The following is a 19,334-nucleotide window of genomic DNA, read 5'->3' as shown; positions in this document are numbered from 1 at the left end:
AACAAAAAACGGCCGGACGGTTTCCCGCCCGGCCCTTGGCCTGATTAACGAACCAGGTCGAAGCTATAGTCGGTCTTGCCCATTTCCATGGTGTCGACGTCCAGCTTCTCCAGTACCGCGTTCACCAGGGTGGTCAGCATGTACATGGCGCCTTCGTAGCCCCAGGTGGTCATGCGGTGCAGGTGGTGACGGTCGAAGATCGGGAAGCCCAGGCGAATGAGCGGCACTTCGAACGCCTTGCCCTTGGCCAGGGTGTCGCGCTGGATGAACTTGCCGTAGCTGTTACCGATCATGAAGTCCGGCTTGTTGGTGAACATCAGCGAACGGAAGTGCCACAGGTCGCAACCGATGTAGACTTCGGAGGCCTGGCCGTAGGGAGACGCCGCCAGCAGGGTCTTCATGGCCTTCTGCCACTTCTTGGAGCCGTTGTTGCACAGGATCACGGTCGGTTCACAGCCCAGTTCCAGCAGGAACTTGGTCAGGCCCATGACGAAGTCCGGGTCACCGTACAGGCCGAACTTCTTGCCGTGCAGCCAGGTGTGGGAGTCGGTGATCATGTCCACCAGACGACCGCGCTCCAGGGCCAGCTCGTCGGAGATGGGCTTGCCGGTCAGCTCGGAGACCTTCATCAGGAACTCGTCGGTCCATTCCAGGCCCATGGGGATGTTCAGCTCGGAAGCCGGTTGACCCCAGCTCTCCTTGACCATCTTCTTGGTCTTCACCAGTTGCCAGGGTTGCAGCAGCAGGGTGTCGATGGCGTTGGGCGCATCCTTCATCTCGGCCTGGGTGGTGCCGCCGCAGTACATGCGGTATTCACCGTCAGCCGGGGTGTCCAGCACTTCGGACGGGTCGGACAGCAGGGTGGCGGGCACGTCCATCTGGGTCATCATGCGCTTGAGCACACGGTAGTTGCCCAGGTAGGTTTCAAAACCGGTCACCAGGTTCAGCTTGCCGTTGCTACCCACCTGGTAGTTGGCGCTCTCGTCCTTGGTGAAGGTGTTGCAGAACCCTTCGAACATGTTGTCCCAACCGGTGACGTGGCTACCGATGAAGCTGGGGGTGTGGGCGTAGGGAACCGGCAGATCCTGCGGGATATGGCCGTCCTTCTTGGCGTTGTTGGTGAACGCTTGCAAGTCGTCGCCGATGACTTCCGCCATACAGGTGGTGGAGACCGCGATGATCTCGGGCTTGTAGAGCGCCAGGGCGTTCTCCAGGCCGTCGTTCATGTTGGCGTGGCCGCCGAATACGGCCGCGTCTTCGGTCATGGAGTCGGACACACAGGCCACCGGCTCCTTGAAATGACGGTTGAAATAGGTACGGAAGTAAGCAACACAACCTTGTGAACCGTGCACATAGGGCAGGGTCTTCTCAAAGCCCAGGGAGCACAGCACGGCACCCAGGGGTTGACAGGCCTTGGCCGGGTCAATGGTCAGCGCTTCCCGGGAGAAGTTCAGATCCTGGTACTCTTTGGTGGTGGTCCACTCAAAGACTTCCTTCACCTTGGCAGCATCATGGGCTTCTTCGAACTGGTTCTTGTCGGCCCACAGGGTCTGGTATTCTTCCTGCTCGAACAGGGGAAAACCGGGTTTGATGTTTTCAATAGTTTGACTCATAGCGTTCTCCTTCCCGCGCCACTTATCCGTGGACTACGGCAAAAGCTATCGATTCCTTGAAGCCGCTCAGGCGCTCTTCTTCCAAGGCGCGGTCAACTGGGACCAGCAGGGATTGTTCAGGGTCATGTCCATGTCACGGGCGAAGATGGCGAAGCCGTCGTAGCCGTGGTACGGGCCTGAGTAGTCCCAGGAGTGCATCTGACGGAAGGGGATGCCCATCTTCTGGAAGATGTACTTCTCCTTGACGCCGGAGCCGATGAGATCGGGCTTGACCGCCTTGACGAACTCTTCGAACTCGTAACCGGTCACGTCATCGAACAGCAAGGTGGTGTCGCTGACTTCCGGCAGGGTACGGTCGTAGTCGTCGTTGTGGGCGAATTCATAGCCGGTCCCGACGATTTCCATGCCCAGATCCTCGTAGGCACCGATGACGTGACGGGGACGCAGGCCGCCCACATACAGCATCACCTTCTTGCCTTCCAGGCGCGGCTTGTACTTGGCGATGACCGCAGCGGTCTGGGCTTCGTACTTGGCGATCACGGCTTCAGCCTTCTGCTGGATAGACTCGTCGAACTGGGCAGCAATCTTGCGCAGAGACTCGGAGGTCTTGGTCGGGCCGAAGAAGTTGTATTCCATCCAAGGTATGCCGTACTTCTCTTCCATGTGACGGGAGATGTAGTTCATGGAGCGGTAGCAGTGCACCAGGTTCAGCTTCACCTTGGGGGTGTTTTCCATCTCGGCCAGGGTGCCGTCACCGGACCACTGAGCCACCACGCGCAGCCCCATCTCTTCGAGCAGGATGCGAGAGGTCCAGGCGTCACCACCGATGTTGTAGTCACCAATGATGGCCACGTCGTAGGGAGTGGACTCGAAGGCCTGTTCGTCACGGTTCGGCAGGATCCAGTCACGCACCACGTCGTTGGCGATGTGGTGACCCAGGGACTGGGACACGCCGCGGAAGCCTTCACAACGCACCGGAACCACCGGCTTGTTGGTGGACTTGGCCGCTTGCTTGGAGACGGCTTCGATGTCGTCACCGATCAGGCCCACCGGACATTCGGACTGCACCGTGATGCCCTTGGACAGGGGGAACAGCATCTCCATCTCTTCGACGATCTTCAGCAGCTTCTTGTCGCCACCGAATACGATGTCCTTCTCTTGGAAGTCGGAGGTGAAGTTCATGGTGCCGAAGCTGTCCACGCCGGTCACACCGGTGTAGTAGTTACGACGGCCGGCACGGGAGTAAGCGCCGCAGCCAACGGGACCGTGGGACAGGTGGATCATGTCCTTGATGGGACCGAACACCACGCCCTTGGAACCGGCGTAGGCACAACCACGGATGGTCATGACGCCCGGCAGGGACTTACGGTTGGAGATGATGCACTTGCTGGCCTTCTCCAGGGTCGGGTCGTTCACCGTGAGGTGCTTCTTACGATCCTTTTTGGCCTTCTCCGGGTAGACCTCCAGCACCTCTTGAATGAGGGCCAGGTTCTGTTCGCGCGTTCTGTCAGTCATAGCGAATTCCTTGCAACGATTGCAGTTGATGCAATGAGCCAACACCTGGCCGGCGCGAAGCCGGCCGGTGCGTCCTTATTGGGCCATGGCCTCTTCGGCGGCAGTCTTGCCGACGATGGACTCGTCTTCGGCATCCATGATGCCGAATTCCATCAGCAGGGCTTCGAGTTCGTCCATGGTGACGGGGGTCGGCACAACCAGCAGCTTGTTGTCCACCACCTTGCGGGCCAGGGCGCGGTACTCGTCGGCCTGTTGGCAGGTGGGGTCGTATTCGATAACGGTCATACGACGGATTTCGGCGCGTTGTACTATGTTGTCGCGGGGTACGAAGTGGATCATCTGGGTGCCCAGCTTCTCGGCCAGCGCGATGATCAGCTCGTCTTCGCGGTCGGTCTTACGGGAGTTACAGATCAGGCCACCCAGGCGGACGGAGCCGGACTTGGCGTACTTCACGATCCCCTTGGAGATGTTGTTGGCGGCGTACATGGCCATCATCTCGCCGGAGCAAACGATGTAGATTTCCTGAGCCTTGTTTTCGCGGATGGGCATGGCGAAACCGCCACACACTACGTCACCCAGTACGTCATAGAACACGAAGTCCAGATCGTCGGCGTAGGCGCCTTCTTCTTCCAGGAAGTTGATGGCGGTGATAACACCACGACCGGCACAACCTACTCCTGGCTCCGGACCACCAGACTCGGCACAGCGCACGCCGCCGTAACCGATCTGCAGCACGTCTTCGAGTTCCAGATCTTCCACGGAGCCGACTTCAGCGGCCATTTCCATGATGGTGTTCTGGGCCTTTGCGTGCAGGATCAGACGGGTAGAGTCGGCCTTGGGGTCACAGCCGATGATCATTACCTTCTTACCCATTTCAGCCAGGGCAGACACCAGGTTTTGGGTGGTGGTAGACTTACCGATACCGCCCTTACCGTAGATAGCACATTGACGAATAGCCATGTCGTTTCTCCTTAAATGACAGTTGACGCCTTTACTACTGCACGTGACGTACCAGTGTGCCAACTAAAGGCAAACATCTGTTAATTAAGGATTTTCTAGTGGCATCGCATTTTGTCGACCTCGGCAAACGACACAAAGCCAAACCAATTGTGCGGATCAGTACACAAGTTTTGCGACCTATGTCGCATGGTTTGACCCCAGGCCAATGCCCCGGATGCTAATCGAGATCAAGTTCTCACTATTTTGTGGGGACTAGACTGGGCGCCGAACCGTTAGGCCCACCCGCTGAAGGAGTCGTCATGCTCCCCCTCGTATCCCTGCATAGCCTGCCCCATCTGTTGATGGCGGCCCTCATTACCTTTGCCGTCGTGGTGCTCGGCACCATACTCACCCTGCAGACCACGGATCTGGTGCCCCGCTACAAGCACCGTCACCTCATCTGGGTCAGCAGCAAGCTGGGCCTGCTGTTGGCCTTGCTGGTGAGCTGCCTGGTGCTGCAAGCCAGCTGATAGGCCCTCATGGTGGGTCTGGTGTCAGCGTCTATGCTTGTGATGACCGGACACAAGAAGGGCCGCCGCCTGCGGCCCGTCGGCAAGGAGCCACCATGTCGCTGCAATCCCTCCGCCTCGGCACCAAGCTCGCCGCCCTGCAACTGACGGTGATCGGCCTGTGTCTGCTGATGGCCTGCATGTTGCTGGGTCATCGCATCAGCCAGGCCCTCAAGTCCCGTAGCCTGGCGGATCTGCAACAGCAGACCCAACTGGTGGCCACCACGGTGGACTTCTACCGGCTCAGCCTGGAGCAGCAAGCCCGACAACTGGGCCAGCAGTTTGCCCGCCAGCTCGGGGACGAGCTGCGCCTGGATGAGCAACAACATCTGTCCGCTGGCGAGCTGAGCCTGCCGGCCCTGTATGCCGGCAGCCGGCTGCTCAACGGCGATACCCGCCTGGTGGATGAGTTCAGCCAGCAACACGCCGACAATGGCGTCGTGGCCACCCTGTTCGTGCGCCAGGGGAACGACTTTGCCCGTATCAGTACCTCGTTGCGGGATCAACAGGGTCAACGGGTGGTGGGCAGCTGGCTGGGGGACAAACACCCGGCCCACGCGGCCCTGCTGGCGGGCCAGCCCTACCTTGGCCGGGCCCGGCTGTTTGGACGGGATTACGTCAACAGCTATCAGCCGGTGCTGGACGACAGCGGCGCTGTGATCGCCGTGTTGTTTGTCGGACTGGACTTCAGCCAGGGGCTGAGTCTGTTGCAGGAGAAGATCCGCCAGATCAAGGTAGGCGACACAGGTTACGTCTATGTGCTGGATGCCAGCGAGGGCCCGCAGGCCGGTACCCTGGTGATACACCCGAGCCTGGCAGGCAAGAACATCGCGGCCAGTCAGGACGCCAGCGGCCACTACTTCATCCGCCAGATGTTGCAGACCGGCGATGGCATCATCCAATACCCCTGGCAGAACCAGGCACTGGGCGAAACCCGGCCCCGGGACAAGGTCGCCGTCTACCAGCGCTACCCCCAGTGGCAATGGATCATCGCCGCTGGCAGCTATGAAGATGAGATCACGCGGGAGAGTCAGGCCATCATACGGCTGCTCTATTGGGGGATCCCTGTGCTGGTGGCCCTGGTGTTTGGTCTGATGCAGTGGGTCAGCCGCCGCTGGATCAGCCGCCCGCTGAACGAGGCCCTGGCTGGCACCCGGCAATTGGCCGCCGGTAATCTGGGAGTACAGTTTTTCCCCCGCAGCGGTGACGAGATAGGTCAGCTGGTGGAGGCGTTGGGACAGATGCGCCAAAGCCTGTTCCAAACCCTGCAGCAGGTGCAGCAAAGTAGCCTGAGCCTGCAGAGCCAGGCTGAGCAGCTCAGCGCCACCGCCCAATCCCTGGCTCAGGGAGTGAGCGAGCAGGCCGCCGCCGTGGAAGAGACCTCGGCCGCGGCGGAACAGATGAATGCCACCATAGATCGCAATCGCCAGCAGGCCGAGGAGACCGCCCGTCTGGCCAAGCAGGTCAACCTACAGGCCCGCCAGAGCGGTCAGCAGGTACAGCAAACGGTCACTGACATGGGGCTCATCGCCCGCAAGGTGCAGATAGTGGACGACATCGCCTACCAGACCAATTTGCTGGCGTTGAACGCCGCCATCGAGGCGGCCCGGGCCGGCAACCAGGGGCGTGGTTTTGCCGTGGTAGCGGGCGAGGTGCGTCAGCTGGCCGAACGCAGTCAGACGGCCGCCCAGGAGATAAGCGGCCTGACCCAGGGCAGTGCCCAGCAGGCCCAAGGGGCCGGCCAGGCTCTGGCGCAGATGCTGCCGCTCATCGAGCAAACCGACCAACAGCTGCAGCAGATCCTGGCTGCCAGCCAGGAACAGGCCGAGGGCACCCAACAGATCGAAGCCGCCATGAGCCAGCTCAGCCTCACCGCCCAGCAGGGGGCCGCCGCCAGCGAACAGCTGGCGGCCACCGCCACTCAGATGAGCGAGCAGGCTCAGCAACTGATGGCCCAGGTGGCCTACTTTCGTTTGCGCGACGAGTCCGACAGGGACACCCAAGACGCCGCCACCGAGTGCACGCCTCAGCTGCGCTCTCAGTACGGAACCGCCTGATCTGTCAACCAATAGGAAAAAGAAAGGGGCGCCATTGGCGCCCCTTTGAGATGAGGTTGACGTCTTGGTCAACCGGCCACTGCCCCCATTAGGGGAAGTCATGAATGCTGACAGGTTCACTGACCCCACGCTGGAACACGTTCACCTTGCCGCACTTGGCAAAGTGGTTACCGCTGCTGTAGGGGGTACCGGACTGGCTGACATTGGCCTCCCAACCGGCACCGTTCTTGATGTAGGTCTTGAACTCAAACCAGACCCCGTCCACCGCCTTGGAGCAATCCATCTGCACATCCAGCATCCAGTAATGCTGGCCATAGGTGTTCAGCGTCTCGACACCATAGCCATCAACGGCCACCGTCTTGGCAGTACCCCAGCTGGAGGGCCAAACATCCGTGGTCCAATCCATGGCCGTGCCTTCGGCGGCGGTGCTCTGGGAAGACTCAGTACCGTACCAGTCCAGGTAGGTATCGTTGGCCTTCCAGGGTGCCGTGGTGGCATTGCGCAGGTTGTTGTGGGTGATGGGAATGGCACAGCTGTAGTTGCTGGAGGTACAGGTCAGCCCCAGGTTGTTGGCCGCGTAGGTATGATCGATACCACCGCGCACGAACATGTCTTCCCCGGAGGCGGTCTGACCGTAGATCAGCACCACGGTACGCTGATAATCGCTGGTGGTGTCGTCTTCGTCCGCCGCCTTGGTCCAGATGGCCCAATCGGTACCGGATTGGGCGAGAACCCAGTTGCTACCGCTGGGTGACCAGCTGGTGCTGCCCATCTTCATGGCGACCTTGCCGTCGATGTAGGCGGCATACAGGCCTTGGGTAGCGGTGTCGATGGTGACCACAGAGTTGGAGTTCAAACCCTGAGCCTTACGCAGCGCCATCAGGCTCTTGATCTGAGTGCCCAGGCCCCAGTTGAAGTAGTGGGTATAGTAGACGGAGGGCACACCCGGGTGGGTCATGATATAGGCATAAGCCTGCATCACCTTGTCACAGGGCACGGGCCAGTGATTCTGACCAGAACCACAGGCGCCACTGGGGCCGGTATCGTGGTTGTCCACGAAGGTGACGGAGTGAGACGGCCACCAGCCAATGGCGCCCTGGGGCTTGCCACTGGAGTCCTTCAATATGGCGTAGTTATAGGTTTCCAACGCCCGGTTGAGCAGCCCCTTGGTGGTGAAGTCGAACACGGCGCTGGTGCCGCCGGTGGCGCTCACCCAATTCACCAGCAGCTGGCGGTGGGCATCCGGATAGTTGGCATCGGAACCACAGCCTTCGCCGTTATAGCACAGGGAAGTCCAGTACTCACCGACGCTGAAGTAGGGATTGGTGGCATTGTTGTAGATACCCACATAGCTGCCGCTATAGCCCTTGACGTAGTCGTAACGCCAGCCGTCAAAACCCACGCCCTTGAGGGTGGTGTTCATCCAGTCTTCAATACTGGTCTGCACAAAGCTCTGGCTATGGTCGATATCCCGCGCGGCAGAATAGCCACCACCTGAGTCGGCATTGCCTCGGGTTCCGGTACAGTTGGAGCCGGAGGCTCCCCAGGCTTCGTCATCGGAGGTGATGGCCTGCATGCTCCAGTTAGGGTTGGCAAAGCCACACCAGCTACCGGTACCGTTACGGTGGTTGATGACGATATCCGCTATCGCCTTGACCCCATTGTTGTGCAAAGCCGAGATCAGGGAGGCCAGTTCGGTCTCGGTACCGTACTTGGAGTTCAGATCATAGAGCTGCTCGGGCAGGTAGCCTTCGTTTGAGCCGGCCTGAGAGGGTGGCGGCAACCAGACCATGTCGAAGCCGGCTGCGGCTATCTCGTCGGCGTTGGCTTCCAACTGGCTGTACCAGTTGCCAGCTGAGGCAGAGGTCCATTGGAAACCCTGCAGCATGATGTCAGTATTGTTTTCCGGAACAGCGGCCTGGGCCTCAAAGGCCAGCGCCGCCACCACCGAAAGGGCTAGGCATTGCAGTTTCATGGTTGACATTCCTTCTGTCACTCGATCACTTGATGTTGTTTGCGTCGGTGTTGCTTGTTATATGCGCCGCTGGGGTCGAGCAGATAATCCATATCTGGATCTGCGCCCCGCACTGGGCAGTGCAGACCGCGGTCAGTGCCGCGCCGTGGCATTACACGACCGATGACGCAGTCGCTCAACGAAAAAAGTAAGGATCTGTGAGGAAGGTTGGTCTAGTGGCCTACATGTGTGAATGCCGCCACCCTTTGCTTACATTCTTTTACCAAGTCAATGTCGGGTCTGTCCCCTGCCCCCCCTTATACAATCAGCCCTGGGCAATCCCAGGGCTGATCCCATCAGAATTGGCCAACTGGCGTGACGTCACACCAGGCAAGCCGTCGAATTTAACCCGCCTTATACCACACGGCCCAATCGTTGCCTGATTGATATAGGGTCCAATTGCTGCCACTTGGCGACCAACTGGTACTACCCATCTTCATGGCCACCTTGCCGTCAATATAGGCGGCATAGAGCCCCTGCTTGGCGGTGTCTATGGTCACAGTGGAGTTGGAATTGAGCCCCTGGGCCTTGCGCAGGGCCATCAGCCCCTTGATCTGGCTCCCCAGATTCCAGTTGAAGTAGTGGGCATAGTAGACGGATGGTATTCCCGGGTGGGTCAGGACATAGGCGTAGGCCTGCATCACCTTGTCACAGGGCACGGGCCAGTAGTTCTGCCCGCTGCTGCAGCTCTCGCTGGGGCCGGTATCGTGGTTGTCCACGAAGGTTACAGAGTGAGACGGCCACCAGCCGATCGCGCCCTGGGGCTTGCCGTCGGAGTCCTTGAGCACAGAGTAGTCATAGGTTTCCAGTGCCCGGTTCAGCAGCCCCTTGGTAGTAAAGTCGAACACGGCACTGGTGCCGCCAGTGGCATCGATCCAGTTCATCAGCAGCTGACGGTGGGCATTGGGATAGCTGCCGTCCGAGCAGCTGTTGTTGTAGTAACACAGGGTGCTCCAGTATTCCCCCACGCTGAAGGAGGGGCTGGTGGCGTTGTTGTAGATGCCGACGTAGCTGCCGCTGTAGCCCTTGACGTAGTCGTAACGCCAGCCGTCAAAGCCCACCCCCTTGAGGGTGCTGTTCATCCAGTCTTCGATGCTGGTTTGCACGAAGCTCTGGCTGTGGTCGATATCCCGGGCGGCAGAATAGCCATCACCGGAGTCGGCATTACCGGCCGTGCCGCTGCAATCAGAGCCGGAGGCACTCCAGGCCTCGTCATCGGAGGTGATGGCCTGGGTGCTCCAGCTGGGGTTGGCGAAGCCACACCAGCTGCCGGTGCCGTTTCTGTGGTTGATCACCACATCCGCCAGCACCTCAATGCCCTTGTTATGCAAGGTGGTGATCAGGCTGGCCAGCTCGGTTTCGGTGCCGTAGTTGGAGTTGAGATCGTTGAGTTGCTCGGGCAGGTAGCCTTCGTCGGAACTGGCCTGGGTGGGTGGCGGCAACCAGATCATATCGAAACCGGCATCGGCTATCTCATCGGCATTGGCCGCCACCTGGGTATACCAGTTGCCGTAGGAGGCCGAAGTCCAATGGAACCCCTGCAGCAAAATATCGGTATTGTTTTCCGGGATATCGGCCTGGGCGTTAAACGCCGTGGCCATCAGCACACTTAGAGCCAAGCATTGCAGTTTCATGGTGGGACATTCCTTCTGTCACTCGATCACTTGATGTTGTTGGTGTCGTTATGATTGTCTGCATCGGGGCCGGGAGAATAACAGGCCATAGTCGATGGCTACGCCTGACAATCGCGGGCTTGAGCCCGCAACGTCATTGCATGGTTTGACGACCAAAACGACAACGCGGCAGAAGGGTAAATGAGAGGTGACGCAGGGCACCGATGACGGGGCGTGATTTAAAACACTCTTTATTTACAGTAACTTACAACTATTATCTTCAGTTAACCAAGCTAGTCCTTCCCTAATTCAGACCAATTTAGCCTCATTTGAAGACACCAGATCCCAATGCTCATCCCGCGTCTGGGAGGGCAGGCAGCCAAACAGCTGGCGGTAGTCACTAGCGAACTGACTGGGATGGTCAAATCCCCAGGCGGCAGCCACCTCGGTGACTAACCCCTCCCCCCGCAGCAGGGCGCGACGCACGGCATTGAGCCGCAGGGCGCGCAGGTAATGCAACGGGCTCTGTCCGGTCACCGCCTCGAAGCAGTATTGCAGGGTGCGCCGGCTAACATTGAGCTGCTGGCAAAGCTGGGCGATGCTGGCCTGCTGCGGATCCGCCAGCACCCGCGCCCGGGCGGCCGACACCAGCTGTAGACGGCGCCCATGGCTGCGGGCCGCCAAGGGCTCCAGCTGCGCGTTGTCCAGCAGATCCAGCACAAAGCTCAGCACGGCGCCATCCGGCGGCGCGCTGTCCGCTGCCGGATCCAGGCAGCGGGCCAGCAGTTGGCAACAGCGCTGATAGGCCTGGGGACTGGCCTGCCACAGGGGCTCCTGCCCCAGCAGCGCCCAGTCAATCTGGCAGCCCAGCTGGCCGGCCAGCTGCAACAAGGCGGCCTTGGGTACCACTATGCCGTAGATGGCATAGGACGCCGGGGTGATGAGTTCAAACTCCACGCCCCCCGGACGGGTCAGGAAGGCGTGCTGGGGCGCCTGCCGGCCATTGATGCGGATCGCCTGGGCCACCTGCACCGGCAGTCCCAGCCACAAAAACCCCTCCGGCACGCAGCAGGATTGACGCACCGCCTGACTGGTGGCTTCACAGAACAATTGCAGCTGGCCCTGGTGTCGCTCCAGCAGGGTGCCGCGAAACGCGCCGGCGGAAACCTGGTCATATTGCTGCTGCCAATCGGTGAGGTTGTTGGCGTGCTCATCGGCATCATCGGCGCTGATTGCACGCAAATGGTGCGACCTGTGCGGATTGAATCCCTCGCCTGCACCCTGCTGTGGCATGGCCTGAAACCCCGTGATGAACGGCATGGCTCTGTCCCTCTCAAATGCCCTGTTGTTTCTGAGATTTGTCGAATTTTATCTGCCTGTTTGCCGATTATTGCCGCACATTCGACGAAGTTTATCGGTTGGCATCATGTTTGCCGATTTCAGATAACGGCCCACAAAGCGGCTTTGTTACTGTCCCTGGGTAACTTGCACAGCTGTTGCAGGGACATGCCAACAGAACTGTTTAACGGAGACTATCCATGAACCATGCCACTTCGTCGCCAAGCGACAACAAACTCAAGCCGGTGCTCGGCACCCTGCAACTCTGGGGTATCGCCGTGGGTCTGGTGATTTCAGGGGAATACTTTGGCTGGAGCTACGGCTGGGCCAGCGCCGGCACCCTGGGCTTCACCATCACGGCCCTGTTTGTCGCCCTGATGTACACCACCTTCATCTTCAGCTTCACCGAGCTGACCACCTCCACCCCCCAGGCCGGCGGCCCCTTTGCCTACAGCAAGCGCGCCTTCGGCCCCTTGGGCGGTTATCTGGCCGGTGCGGCCACCCTGGTGGAGTTCGTGTTCGCCCCGCCGGCCATCGCCCTGGCCATCGGTGCCTACCTCAAGGTGCAGTTCCCGGCCCTGGATGAGAAGATGGTGGCCGTCGCGGCCTACGTCGTCTTCATGGGCCTCAACATAGTTGGGGTGCGCATCGCCGCCACCTTCGAGCTGCTGGTGACCATACTGGCCATCGTCGAGCTGCTGGTGTTCATGGGCGTGGTCTCCCCGGCCTTCTCCCTCGAGCACTTCGTGGCCGGTGGCTGGTCGGGTGAAGACAGCTTCAGCCTGGGTTCCATCCCCGGCATCTTCGCCGCCATTCCGTTCGCCATCTGGTTCTTCCTGGCCATCGAAGGCGTCGCCATGGCCGCCGAAGAAGCCAAGGATCCCAAGCGCTCCATCCCCATCGCCTACATCGCCGGTATCCTGACCCTGGTGGCCCTGGCCATTGGCGTCATGGTGTTTGCCGGTGGCAGCGGCGACTGGACCCGTCTGTCCAACATCAACGACCCCCTGCCCAAGGCCATGGTGGAAGTCGTCGGTGAGAACAGCGGCTGGATGCACATGCTGGTATGGCTGGGCCTGTTTGGTCTGGTGGCCTCCTTCCACGGCATCATCATCGGCTACTCCCGCCAGATCTATGCTCTGTCCCGGGAAGCCTATCTGCCCACCTGGCTGGCCAAGGTCCATCCCAAGTTCGGCACCCCCTACCGTGCCATCCTGGCCGGTGGCGCCGTGGGTATCCTGGCGATCTTCTCCGATGAGGTGATCTCCTTCGGTGGTCTGCCTCTGACCGCCAATATCGTCACCATGGCGGTATTCGGTGCCATCGCCATGTACATGCTGAGCATGCTGAGCCTGTTCAAGCTGCGCGCCAGCGAACCCAAGATGGCCCGGCCCTTCAAGGCCCCCTTCTACCCCTACTTCCCGGCCTTCGCCCTGATCGCCGCCACCATCTGCATGCTGACCATGATCTACTACAACTTCATGATTTTCGTGCTGTTCGTGGCCTTCATGCTGGCCGGCTACATCTACTTCCGCCTCACCGGTCACCGCCGTGACGCGGCCCTGCTGGTGGCCACCGCCACCGCAGGCTAAGCAATACCAGGCCTGCCGCATCTGCGGCAGGCCTGTCGTTTTCTGCCCCACTAGCGTTTTTGGGTGAGCCTATGTCCACATCCCCCTATTTCCACCGCCTGGGTGCCCGCACCTACCAGTTTGCCGACCTCAAGACCCTGATGGCCAAAGCCACGCCGCTGCGTTCGGGCGACCGGCTGGCGGGGCTCGCCGCCGACAGCGCCGAGGAGCGGGTGATTGCCCAGATGACCCTGGCCGAGCTGCCCTTGGCCACCTTCCTGCAGGAGGCCCTGATCCCCTACGAGCAGGACGAAATCACCCGCCTCATCCTCGACAGCCACGACAAGCGCGCCTTTGCTCCCCTCGCCCACCTGACGGTGGGGGATTTTCGCAACTGGCTGCTGAGCGATGCCGTCACCGCCGAGACCCTGGCGGCGGTGAAGAACGGCATCACCCCCGAGATGGCCGCCGCCGTCTCCAAGATCATGCGCAATCAGGATCTGATCGCCGTGGCCAAGAAGTGCCGAGTTACCACCGCCTTTCGCAACACCATAGGTCTGCCGGGCCGCCTCTCCACCCGGCTGCAGCCCAATCACCCCACGGATGACGCCACCGGCATCGCCGCCAGCCTCCTGGACGGCCTGCTGTACGGCAGCGGCGACGCTGTGCTGGGCATCAACCCGGCCACCGACAACCTGCCCCAGGTCATCCGCCTGGTCAGCATGCTGGCGGAGATCATCGACCAGTACGCCATCCCCACCCAATCCTGCGTGCTGACCCATGTCACCAACACGCTGGAGGCCATCAACCGCGGCGCCCCGGTGGATCTGGTGTTCCAGTCCATCGGTGGCAGCGAGGCCACCAACAGCAGCTTCGGCTTCAACCTGGCCATGCTGGCGGAGGCCCGGGAGGCCGCCCTGTCCCTCAAGCGGGGTACGGTCGGCGACAACGTCATGTATTTTGAAACCGGCCAGGGCAGCGCCCTGTCCGCCAACGCCCACCATGGCGTGGATCAGCAGACCTGCGAGGCCCGCGCCTACGCCGTGGCCCGGGCCTTCTCCCCCCTGCTGGTGAATACGGTGGTGGGCTTCATCGGCCCCGAGTACCTGTATGACGGCAAGCAGATCATCCGCGCGGGCCTCGAGGATCACTTCTGCGCCAAGCTGCTGGGGCTGCCCATGGGCTGCGACGTCTGCTACACCAACCACGCCGAGGCGGATCAGGATGACATGGACGTGCTGCTGACCCTGCTGGGGGCCGCCGGCTGCACCTTCGTCATGGGCATCCCCGGCTCTGACGACATCATGCTCAACTACCAGACCACCTCGTTCCACGACGCCCTCTACGCCCGCCGGGTGCTGGGGCTCAGGCCTTCGCCGGAGTTCGAGAGCTGGCTGGAGCGCATGGGCATCTTCACCCAGGCCCAGGGACTGCCCTTCGCCCTGGCCGAGGGGCTGCCCGCCGCCTTCGAACCGGCCCTGGGCCGTCTGCCGGTAAGGAGCTGACGATGACTCAATCCCCCCAACTGACCCATGTGCAGGAAGAGACCCAGATCACCGCCAATCCCTGGCAGGCCCTGCGGGCCTTCACCGATGCCCGTATCGCCCTGGGGCGCAGCGGGGTCAGCCAACCCACCTCGGCCCAGCTGGCCTTTCAGCTGGCCCACGCCCAGGCCCGGGATGCGGTACACCTGGCCCTGGACTTCCCGGCCCTGCAGGCCGAGCTGCAGGCCGCCGGCTTTGGCGCCAGCCTGCGGCTGCACAGTGCCGCCGCCGACCGGCACCAGTATCTGCAACGACCGGATCTGGGCCGCCGGCTGGATGAGGCCAGCCGCGACACCCTCACCCCCTATCGCCAGGAGGGCGGCTACGATCTGGCGCTGGTGCTGGCGGATGGCCTGTCGGCCCTGGCCCTCAAGCAGAACGCCTTGCCGTTTCTACAGGCGCTGCACGACAAGCTCAGTGGCGAAACCTGGAAGCTGGCGCCCCTGTGCCTGGTGGCGCAGGGCCGGGTGGCGGTGGCGGACGAGGTGGCCCAGCGGCTGGGCGCCCGGGCCGTGGTGATCCTGGTGGGTGAACGGCCGGGCTTGAGCTCGCCGGACAGCCTGGGACTCTACTTCACCCAGGCCCCCAAGGTGGGGCTGACCGACGAGCGGCGCAACTGCATCTCCAACGTGCGTCCGGCGGGCATGAGCTACGAGGAGGCCGCCTACCGGCTGCACTATCTGCTGAGTGAAGGCCGCCGCCGGCACTGCTCCGGGGTGGACTTGAAGGACGAAACCGCCAGCCAGGGGCAGGAGGCCCTGGGCAACAGCAACTTCTTGCTGGCGCCGCCCACCGCCTGACCTCGGGGCAGGGCGGCCAAGCAACGCCTAGGCTGCCTGATCGCCTCGCGGATTGCAGGCAAAGTGCCGCTTGTACTCGCGGCTGAACTGGGACGGGCTGTTGTAGCCCACCAGGGCGGCCGCCTCGGCAATCCCCCGCCCCTCCCGCTGGATCAGCTCCCGTGCCCGGTTCAGGCGAATTTGCTTCATGTACTGCAGGGGTGACACCCGCGTCACCTGGCGGAAGGCCCGGTGGAAGGTGGAGACGCTCATATGGGCCTCACCCGCCAGGCTTTCCACCGTCAGGGGCTCGGCGTACTCCCGATGGATGCGCCCCAGCACCCGGGCGATGCGGGCATAGTGGCCATCGTGGCGCGCCAGCTCCAGCAGCACATGGCCCTGCTCGCCGGTGAGCACCCGAAACAGGATTTCCTCCAGCAGCCCAGGTCCCAGAATCGCCGCCTCCACGGGACTGGCCAGGGCCGTCAGCAGGCGCTGGCAGGCCGAGTCCAGATCTGTCGGCAGACGGGCGCTGGACAGGCCGCACTCAATGGCCCGGCAAGGGGCCATGGGGGCCTGGGGCGGATAGAGCCGCGCCACCTGCTCGTGCAACCGCTGCAAGTCCACCGCCACCGACAGGCCCAGGATAGGCACCTCGGCACTACACTGGGCCTCACACTCCAAGGGCAGCGGCACCCCCACCACCAGATAGCTGCCGGGGCCGTAGGCCACCTGCTGCTCCCCCAGATGGATGATCTTGTTGCCCTGACCCATGATGAGAATGCCCGACTGATAGGTCAGGGGCTGACGGGGGGTGCTGCGGCTGGCACGAAAGAAGCGGACTCCGGGCAGCCGAGTCTCCACCACTCCCTCCAGCTGCTGCAAGCCCGCCTGTTCGGCAAACCGGCCCATGGCCGCGGCCAATGTGGTCATGGCAATCCTCCAGAATGGAACAGCCCAAGGGCTGACCGGCACATTGATAGAAATAGGCAAGTAATTGCCACTAATGTCGCTTATCCGGCGGCGCCATGGCAACTATTATGTCATTCATGACAAGGGCCCACCTGGGCACCCACGCATCCCAAGCGTACCGAGGAGAGACAATGAACAACTTCACCTACTTCAACCCCACCCGCATTCACTTCGGCGAAGGCCAGATAGCCCAACTGGCCAACGAGATCCCCAGTGATGCCCGCATCCTCATCACCTACGGCGGCGGCAGCATCAAGAAGAACGGCGTCCTGGATCAGGTCCATGCCGCCCTGGCCGGTCGGCACTTCCTGGAGTTTGGCGGCATTGAGGCCAACCCCCACTTCGAGACCCTGATGAAGGCGGTTGAGGTCGTGAAGGCCGAAGGCATCGACTTCATCCTGGCGGTGGGCGGTGGTTCCGTCATCGACGGCAGCAAGTTTATCGCCGCGGCCGCACGCTACCAGGGTGATGCCTGGGAGATACTGCAGACCTACGGCAGCAAGATCACCGATGCCGTCCCTCTGGGGACCGTGCTGACCCTGGCGGCCACCGGCTCCGAGATGAACAACGGCGCCGTCATCACCAAGGCAGAAACCCAGGACAAGCTGTTCTTCTTCTCACCCTTTGTGCAGCCGCGCTTCTCCATCCTGGATCCCGTCACCACCTTCAGCCTGCCCCCCCGCCAGATCGCCAACGGCGTGGTGGATGCCTTCGTCCACACCCTGGAGCAGTACAGCACCTACCCGGTGAACGCCAAGGTGCAGGACCGCATCGCCGAGGGGCTGCTGCGCACCCTGATCGAGGAAGGTCCCAAGGCCCAGGCCAACCCGCAGGATTACGACGTGCGGGCCAACCTGATGTGGAGCGCCACCATGGCGCTGAACGGCACCCTGAGTACCGGCGTGCCCACCGACTGGGCCACCCACATGATCGGCCACGAGCTGACCGGCCTGTACGGCCTGGATCACGCCCAGACCCTGGCCATAGTCCAGACCGCGGTGTGGAAGTACAAGCTGGCCGCCAAGCAGGCCAAGTTGGCCCAGTATGCCGAGCGGGTGTTCGACGTGCGTGACGGCAGTCAGGAGCAAAAGGCCCTGGCCGCCATCGAGCAGACCGAGGCCTTCTTCGCCGCCATGGGCAACCCGCCGCGCCTGAGTGCCTACGGCCTGGGGGAAGAGGTGATTGAGCCGGTGGCCGCCAAACTGACCGCCCACGGTCACGTGGCCCTGGGGGAACACGCCGACATCACCCCCGAGGATGTGCAGGCCATACTGCGTCTGGCCCTCTAAGGGCAGACCAGAGCGCAAAACGCCACCCTAGGGTGGCGTTTTTTTATGCTGGATGGCCGCCCCCGGCACTCAGTACAAGGGCTTGTCCAACTTGATGAACCACAGATGGGAGGCCGCGTCCGCGGCCGACAGCGGGCGGGTCAGCAGGCGGCTCGTCACCGGCTTGCCGTCCATAAGCAGCTGGCCGGTGCCGTCAGTCTGGTACTCGGTGGGGTCTTTCTCGTCCTTCACCGGATCCAGTATGGTGACATCCAGGCCGAAGTCGTTGTCATTGCTCACCGCCAGGGTCTGGGCATCGATCAGGGTCAGGCCTTCGGCCTTCTCCGGCTGCCAGCCCAGATCCCGCAGATCCAGCAGCAGCTCCTTCTGCACCGGTACCACACCGGCGGCCGTTACCGCCGCCAGGCTGGCAAACTCCGGCGCCTTGCCGTCCACCTGGACACCGGTGAGATCCGTGGCGCCCTGCAGGCTCAGCTTGTAGAGGCGGTTGTGCATCTTCTTGGCTTTGTCCTTGCCCTGTTCCACCACCAGCAGGGTGTGCTCGTCCACCGCCACCAGATCGCCGATCTTGGCGTCCTTGGCCTTCTTGTAGAAACCCTCCTCCAGCGGATAGGCCAGCATGCGGGTCTGGCCGGTGGCCGGATCCAGCTCCACCAGCCGCAGAATGGGCGCCGTCTTGGCGGTCTTGCCATCGATATCCAGGGTGCTCTGCACCGCCGCTATCACCTTGCCGGAGGGCAGCAGGGCCAGCCCCTCGAAGCCACGGTTGGCCTGACGCCAGGCGATGACGCCCGGCAGGCCGCCGGCCACCGACTGCTCACCGGCCTGGGCCTCGGGACCCCATTTTTTCAGTATCTTGCCCTGGGCATCGGCATGGAGGATGAAGGGGCCGTACTCATCACACAGCCAGAAGCTGCCATCGGGCGCCAGGGCCAACCCTTCGCTGTCCAGCCCACGGCTGTCCGGCGAGTCGATGGCCTTGAGATCATCGGTCAGGGCCATCTCGTGGGTGGAGCCGACCGTGCCCACCGGCAGCGGCAGGCCATGGATGGGGCCCTTGTCATCGTGCAGCAGTATGGGCTCACCGACGCTGACCTGGCCGTCCTTGACCCGGATGGGCAGGATCTGCGGGGTGAAACCCGGTGCCACGAAGATCTTGCCGGAGAGCTTGTCCTTCCCCTGCCGCCAGTCCGGCGCATCGGCGTTGGGGCCGCGGTCGGTCAGGCTGTAGAACAGCCAGCTACCGTCAGCCTGCACACCGGCGAAGGTGAGGCCGGACCCCACCCCCAGCGGCAGGCCGGCGGCAAAGGCCGGTGCCTGCACCCCGCTATAGGGCACCTTGAGGCTATCGGGCAGGGAGAGTTGCAGGGACTGGCTGACGGACGCGGCCTGGCTCAAGGGGGTGCACAGGGCAAGGCCTAGAGCCAGCAGGGACAATCTGAATCGGCTAGACATGGGGCAATCCTTTGAATTATTGGAAATTAAAGACCCAGTCAGCCTAGAGCCATAGCATGAAGGCTT

At 62.0% G+C, this 19,334-nt stretch carries 14 protein-coding genes; 6 read left to right on the top strand and 8 right to left on the bottom strand.

Going from position 1 to position 19,334, the window contains the following annotated elements:
- Positions 1-44 precede the first annotated feature (44 nt).
- From nifK to nifH, 3 genes are all read right to left on the bottom strand, one after another.
- The gene (nifK, locus tag ABD847_RS07625) at positions 45-1,613 is read right to left on the bottom strand and encodes a nitrogenase molybdenum-iron protein subunit beta (protein ID WP_345011617.1); all 1,569 of its coding nucleotides are present in this window, start codon (positions 1,611-1,613) and stop codon (positions 45-47) included.
- Positions 1,614-1,679: 66 nt separating this feature from the next.
- The gene (gene nifD / locus ABD847_RS07620; protein ID WP_345011615.1) at positions 1,680-3,128 is read right to left on the bottom strand and encodes a nitrogenase molybdenum-iron protein alpha chain; all 1,449 of its coding nucleotides are present in this window, start codon (positions 3,126-3,128) and stop codon (positions 1,680-1,682) included.
- 75 nt (positions 3,129-3,203) lie between these two features.
- Positions 3,204-4,088 (bottom strand): nitrogenase iron protein, encoded by an 885-nt coding sequence (gene nifH / locus ABD847_RS07615; protein ID WP_345011613.1) that lies wholly within the window; start codon positions 4,086-4,088, stop codon positions 3,204-3,206.
- A gap of 299 nt (positions 4,089-4,387) precedes the next feature.
- On the opposite strand from nifH, the gene ABD847_RS07610 reads away from it, so the two are divergent.
- Positions 4,388-4,597: a hypothetical protein gene (locus tag ABD847_RS07610; protein ID WP_345011611.1), complete on the top strand. Its 210-nt coding sequence runs from the start codon at positions 4,388-4,390 to the stop codon at positions 4,595-4,597.
- A 95-nt stretch (positions 4,598-4,692) separates the two neighbouring features.
- Complete coding sequence (locus ABD847_RS07605) at positions 4,693-6,693, top strand: methyl-accepting chemotaxis protein (RefSeq protein ID WP_345011609.1); 2,001 nt, start codon at positions 4,693-4,695, stop codon at positions 6,691-6,693.
- A gap of 88 nt (positions 6,694-6,781) precedes the next feature.
- On the opposite strand, the gene ABD847_RS07600 is transcribed toward ABD847_RS07605, so the two are convergent.
- The 3 genes from ABD847_RS07600 to ABD847_RS07590 all read right to left on the bottom strand — a co-directional run bounded on the left by ABD847_RS07600 (position 6,782) and on the right by ABD847_RS07590 (position 11,562).
- Positions 6,782-8,668: an alpha-amylase C-terminal beta-sheet domain-containing protein gene (locus ABD847_RS07600; protein WP_345011607.1), complete on the bottom strand. Its 1,887-nt coding sequence runs from the start codon at positions 8,666-8,668 to the stop codon at positions 6,782-6,784.
- Positions 8,669-9,051: 383 nt separating this feature from the next.
- Complete coding sequence (locus tag ABD847_RS07595; RefSeq protein WP_345011605.1) at positions 9,052-10,341, bottom strand: alpha-amylase C-terminal beta-sheet domain-containing protein; 1,290 nt, start codon at positions 10,339-10,341, stop codon at positions 9,052-9,054.
- A 288-nt stretch (positions 10,342-10,629) separates the two neighbouring features.
- Entirely contained in the window at positions 10,630-11,562 is a 933-nt protein-coding gene (locus ABD847_RS07590; RefSeq protein WP_345011603.1) for a helix-turn-helix domain-containing protein, read from the bottom strand.
- A gap of 296 nt (positions 11,563-11,858) precedes the next feature.
- On the opposite strand from ABD847_RS07590, the gene eat reads away from it, so the two are divergent.
- The 3 genes from eat to eutC all read left to right on the top strand — a co-directional run bounded on the left by eat (position 11,859) and on the right by eutC (position 15,573).
- Positions 11,859-13,250: an ethanolamine permease gene (gene eat, locus ABD847_RS07585; RefSeq protein ID WP_345011601.1), complete on the top strand. Its 1,392-nt coding sequence runs from the start codon at positions 11,859-11,861 to the stop codon at positions 13,248-13,250.
- A gap of 71 nt (positions 13,251-13,321) precedes the next feature.
- Positions 13,322-14,734: an ethanolamine ammonia-lyase subunit EutB gene (locus ABD847_RS07580; RefSeq protein ID WP_345011599.1), complete on the top strand. Its 1,413-nt coding sequence runs from the start codon at positions 13,322-13,324 to the stop codon at positions 14,732-14,734.
- A 2-nt stretch (positions 14,735-14,736) separates the two neighbouring features.
- The gene (gene eutC / locus ABD847_RS07575) at positions 14,737-15,573 is read left to right on the top strand and encodes an ethanolamine ammonia-lyase subunit EutC (protein WP_345011597.1); all 837 of its coding nucleotides are present in this window, start codon (positions 14,737-14,739) and stop codon (positions 15,571-15,573) included.
- Between the two features lie 27 nt (positions 15,574-15,600).
- On the opposite strand, the gene ABD847_RS07570 is transcribed toward eutC, so the two are convergent.
- Positions 15,601-16,485, bottom strand: a complete 885-nt coding sequence (locus tag ABD847_RS07570) for an AraC family transcriptional regulator (protein WP_345011595.1) — start codon at positions 16,483-16,485, stop codon at positions 15,601-15,603.
- Positions 16,486-16,655: 170 nt separating this feature from the next.
- Between ABD847_RS07570 and ABD847_RS07565 the strand changes: the two genes are divergently transcribed.
- Positions 16,656-17,813 carry an iron-containing alcohol dehydrogenase gene (locus ABD847_RS07565; protein ID WP_345011594.1) on the top strand — a complete coding sequence of 386 codons (1,158 nt, stop codon included), beginning with the start codon at positions 16,656-16,658 and terminating at the stop codon, positions 17,811-17,813.
- A 69-nt stretch (positions 17,814-17,882) separates the two neighbouring features.
- Here ABD847_RS07565 and ABD847_RS07560 read toward each other — a convergent pair whose 3' ends face one another.
- Positions 17,883-19,268: an esterase-like activity of phytase family protein gene (locus tag ABD847_RS07560; protein ID WP_345011592.1), complete on the bottom strand. Its 1,386-nt coding sequence runs from the start codon at positions 19,266-19,268 to the stop codon at positions 17,883-17,885.
- Between the last annotated feature and the right edge of the window lie 66 nt (positions 19,269-19,334).

Source organism: Pseudaeromonas paramecii (assembly GCF_039540575.1).
GTDB lineage: Bacteria > Pseudomonadota > Gammaproteobacteria > Enterobacterales > Aeromonadaceae > Pseudaeromonas > Pseudaeromonas paramecii.
This window is presented reverse-complemented; position numbering and strand designations above follow the sequence as displayed.

What these genes read in the sequence shown, in the direction of transcription:
- nifK (WP_345011617.1), bottom strand. Translation starts at nt 1,613, where the DNA reads ATGAGTCAAACTATTGAAAACATCAAACCCGGTTTTCCCCTGTTCGAG.
- nifD (WP_345011615.1), bottom strand. Translation starts at nt 3,128, where the DNA reads ATGACTGACAGAACGCGCGAACAGAACCTGGCCCTCATTCAAGAGGTG.
- nifH (WP_345011613.1), bottom strand. Translation starts at nt 4,088, where the DNA reads ATGGCTATTCGTCAATGTGCTATCTACGGTAAGGGCGGTATCGGTAAG.
- ABD847_RS07610 (WP_345011611.1), top strand. Translation starts at nt 4,388, where the DNA reads ATGCTCCCCCTCGTATCCCTGCATAGCCTGCCCCATCTGTTGATGGCG.
- ABD847_RS07605 (WP_345011609.1), top strand. Translation starts at nt 4,693, where the DNA reads ATGTCGCTGCAATCCCTCCGCCTCGGCACCAAGCTCGCCGCCCTGCAA.
- ABD847_RS07600 (WP_345011607.1), bottom strand. Translation starts at nt 8,668, where the DNA reads ATGAAACTGCAATGCCTAGCCCTTTCGGTGGTGGCGGCGCTGGCCTTT.
- ABD847_RS07595 (WP_345011605.1), bottom strand. Translation starts at nt 10,341, where the DNA reads ATGAAACTGCAATGCTTGGCTCTAAGTGTGCTGATGGCCACGGCGTTT.
- eat (WP_345011601.1), top strand. Translation starts at nt 11,859, where the DNA reads ATGAACCATGCCACTTCGTCGCCAAGCGACAACAAACTCAAGCCGGTG.
- ABD847_RS07580 (WP_345011599.1), top strand. Translation starts at nt 13,322, where the DNA reads ATGTCCACATCCCCCTATTTCCACCGCCTGGGTGCCCGCACCTACCAG.
- eutC (WP_345011597.1), top strand. Translation starts at nt 14,737, where the DNA reads ATGACTCAATCCCCCCAACTGACCCATGTGCAGGAAGAGACCCAGATC.
- ABD847_RS07570 (WP_345011595.1), bottom strand. Translation starts at nt 16,485, where the DNA reads ATGACCACATTGGCCGCGGCCATGGGCCGGTTTGCCGAACAGGCGGGC.
- ABD847_RS07565 (WP_345011594.1), top strand. Translation starts at nt 16,656, where the DNA reads ATGAACAACTTCACCTACTTCAACCCCACCCGCATTCACTTCGGCGAA.
- ABD847_RS07560 (WP_345011592.1), bottom strand. Translation starts at nt 19,268, where the DNA reads ATGTCTAGCCGATTCAGATTGTCCCTGCTGGCTCTAGGCCTTGCCCTG.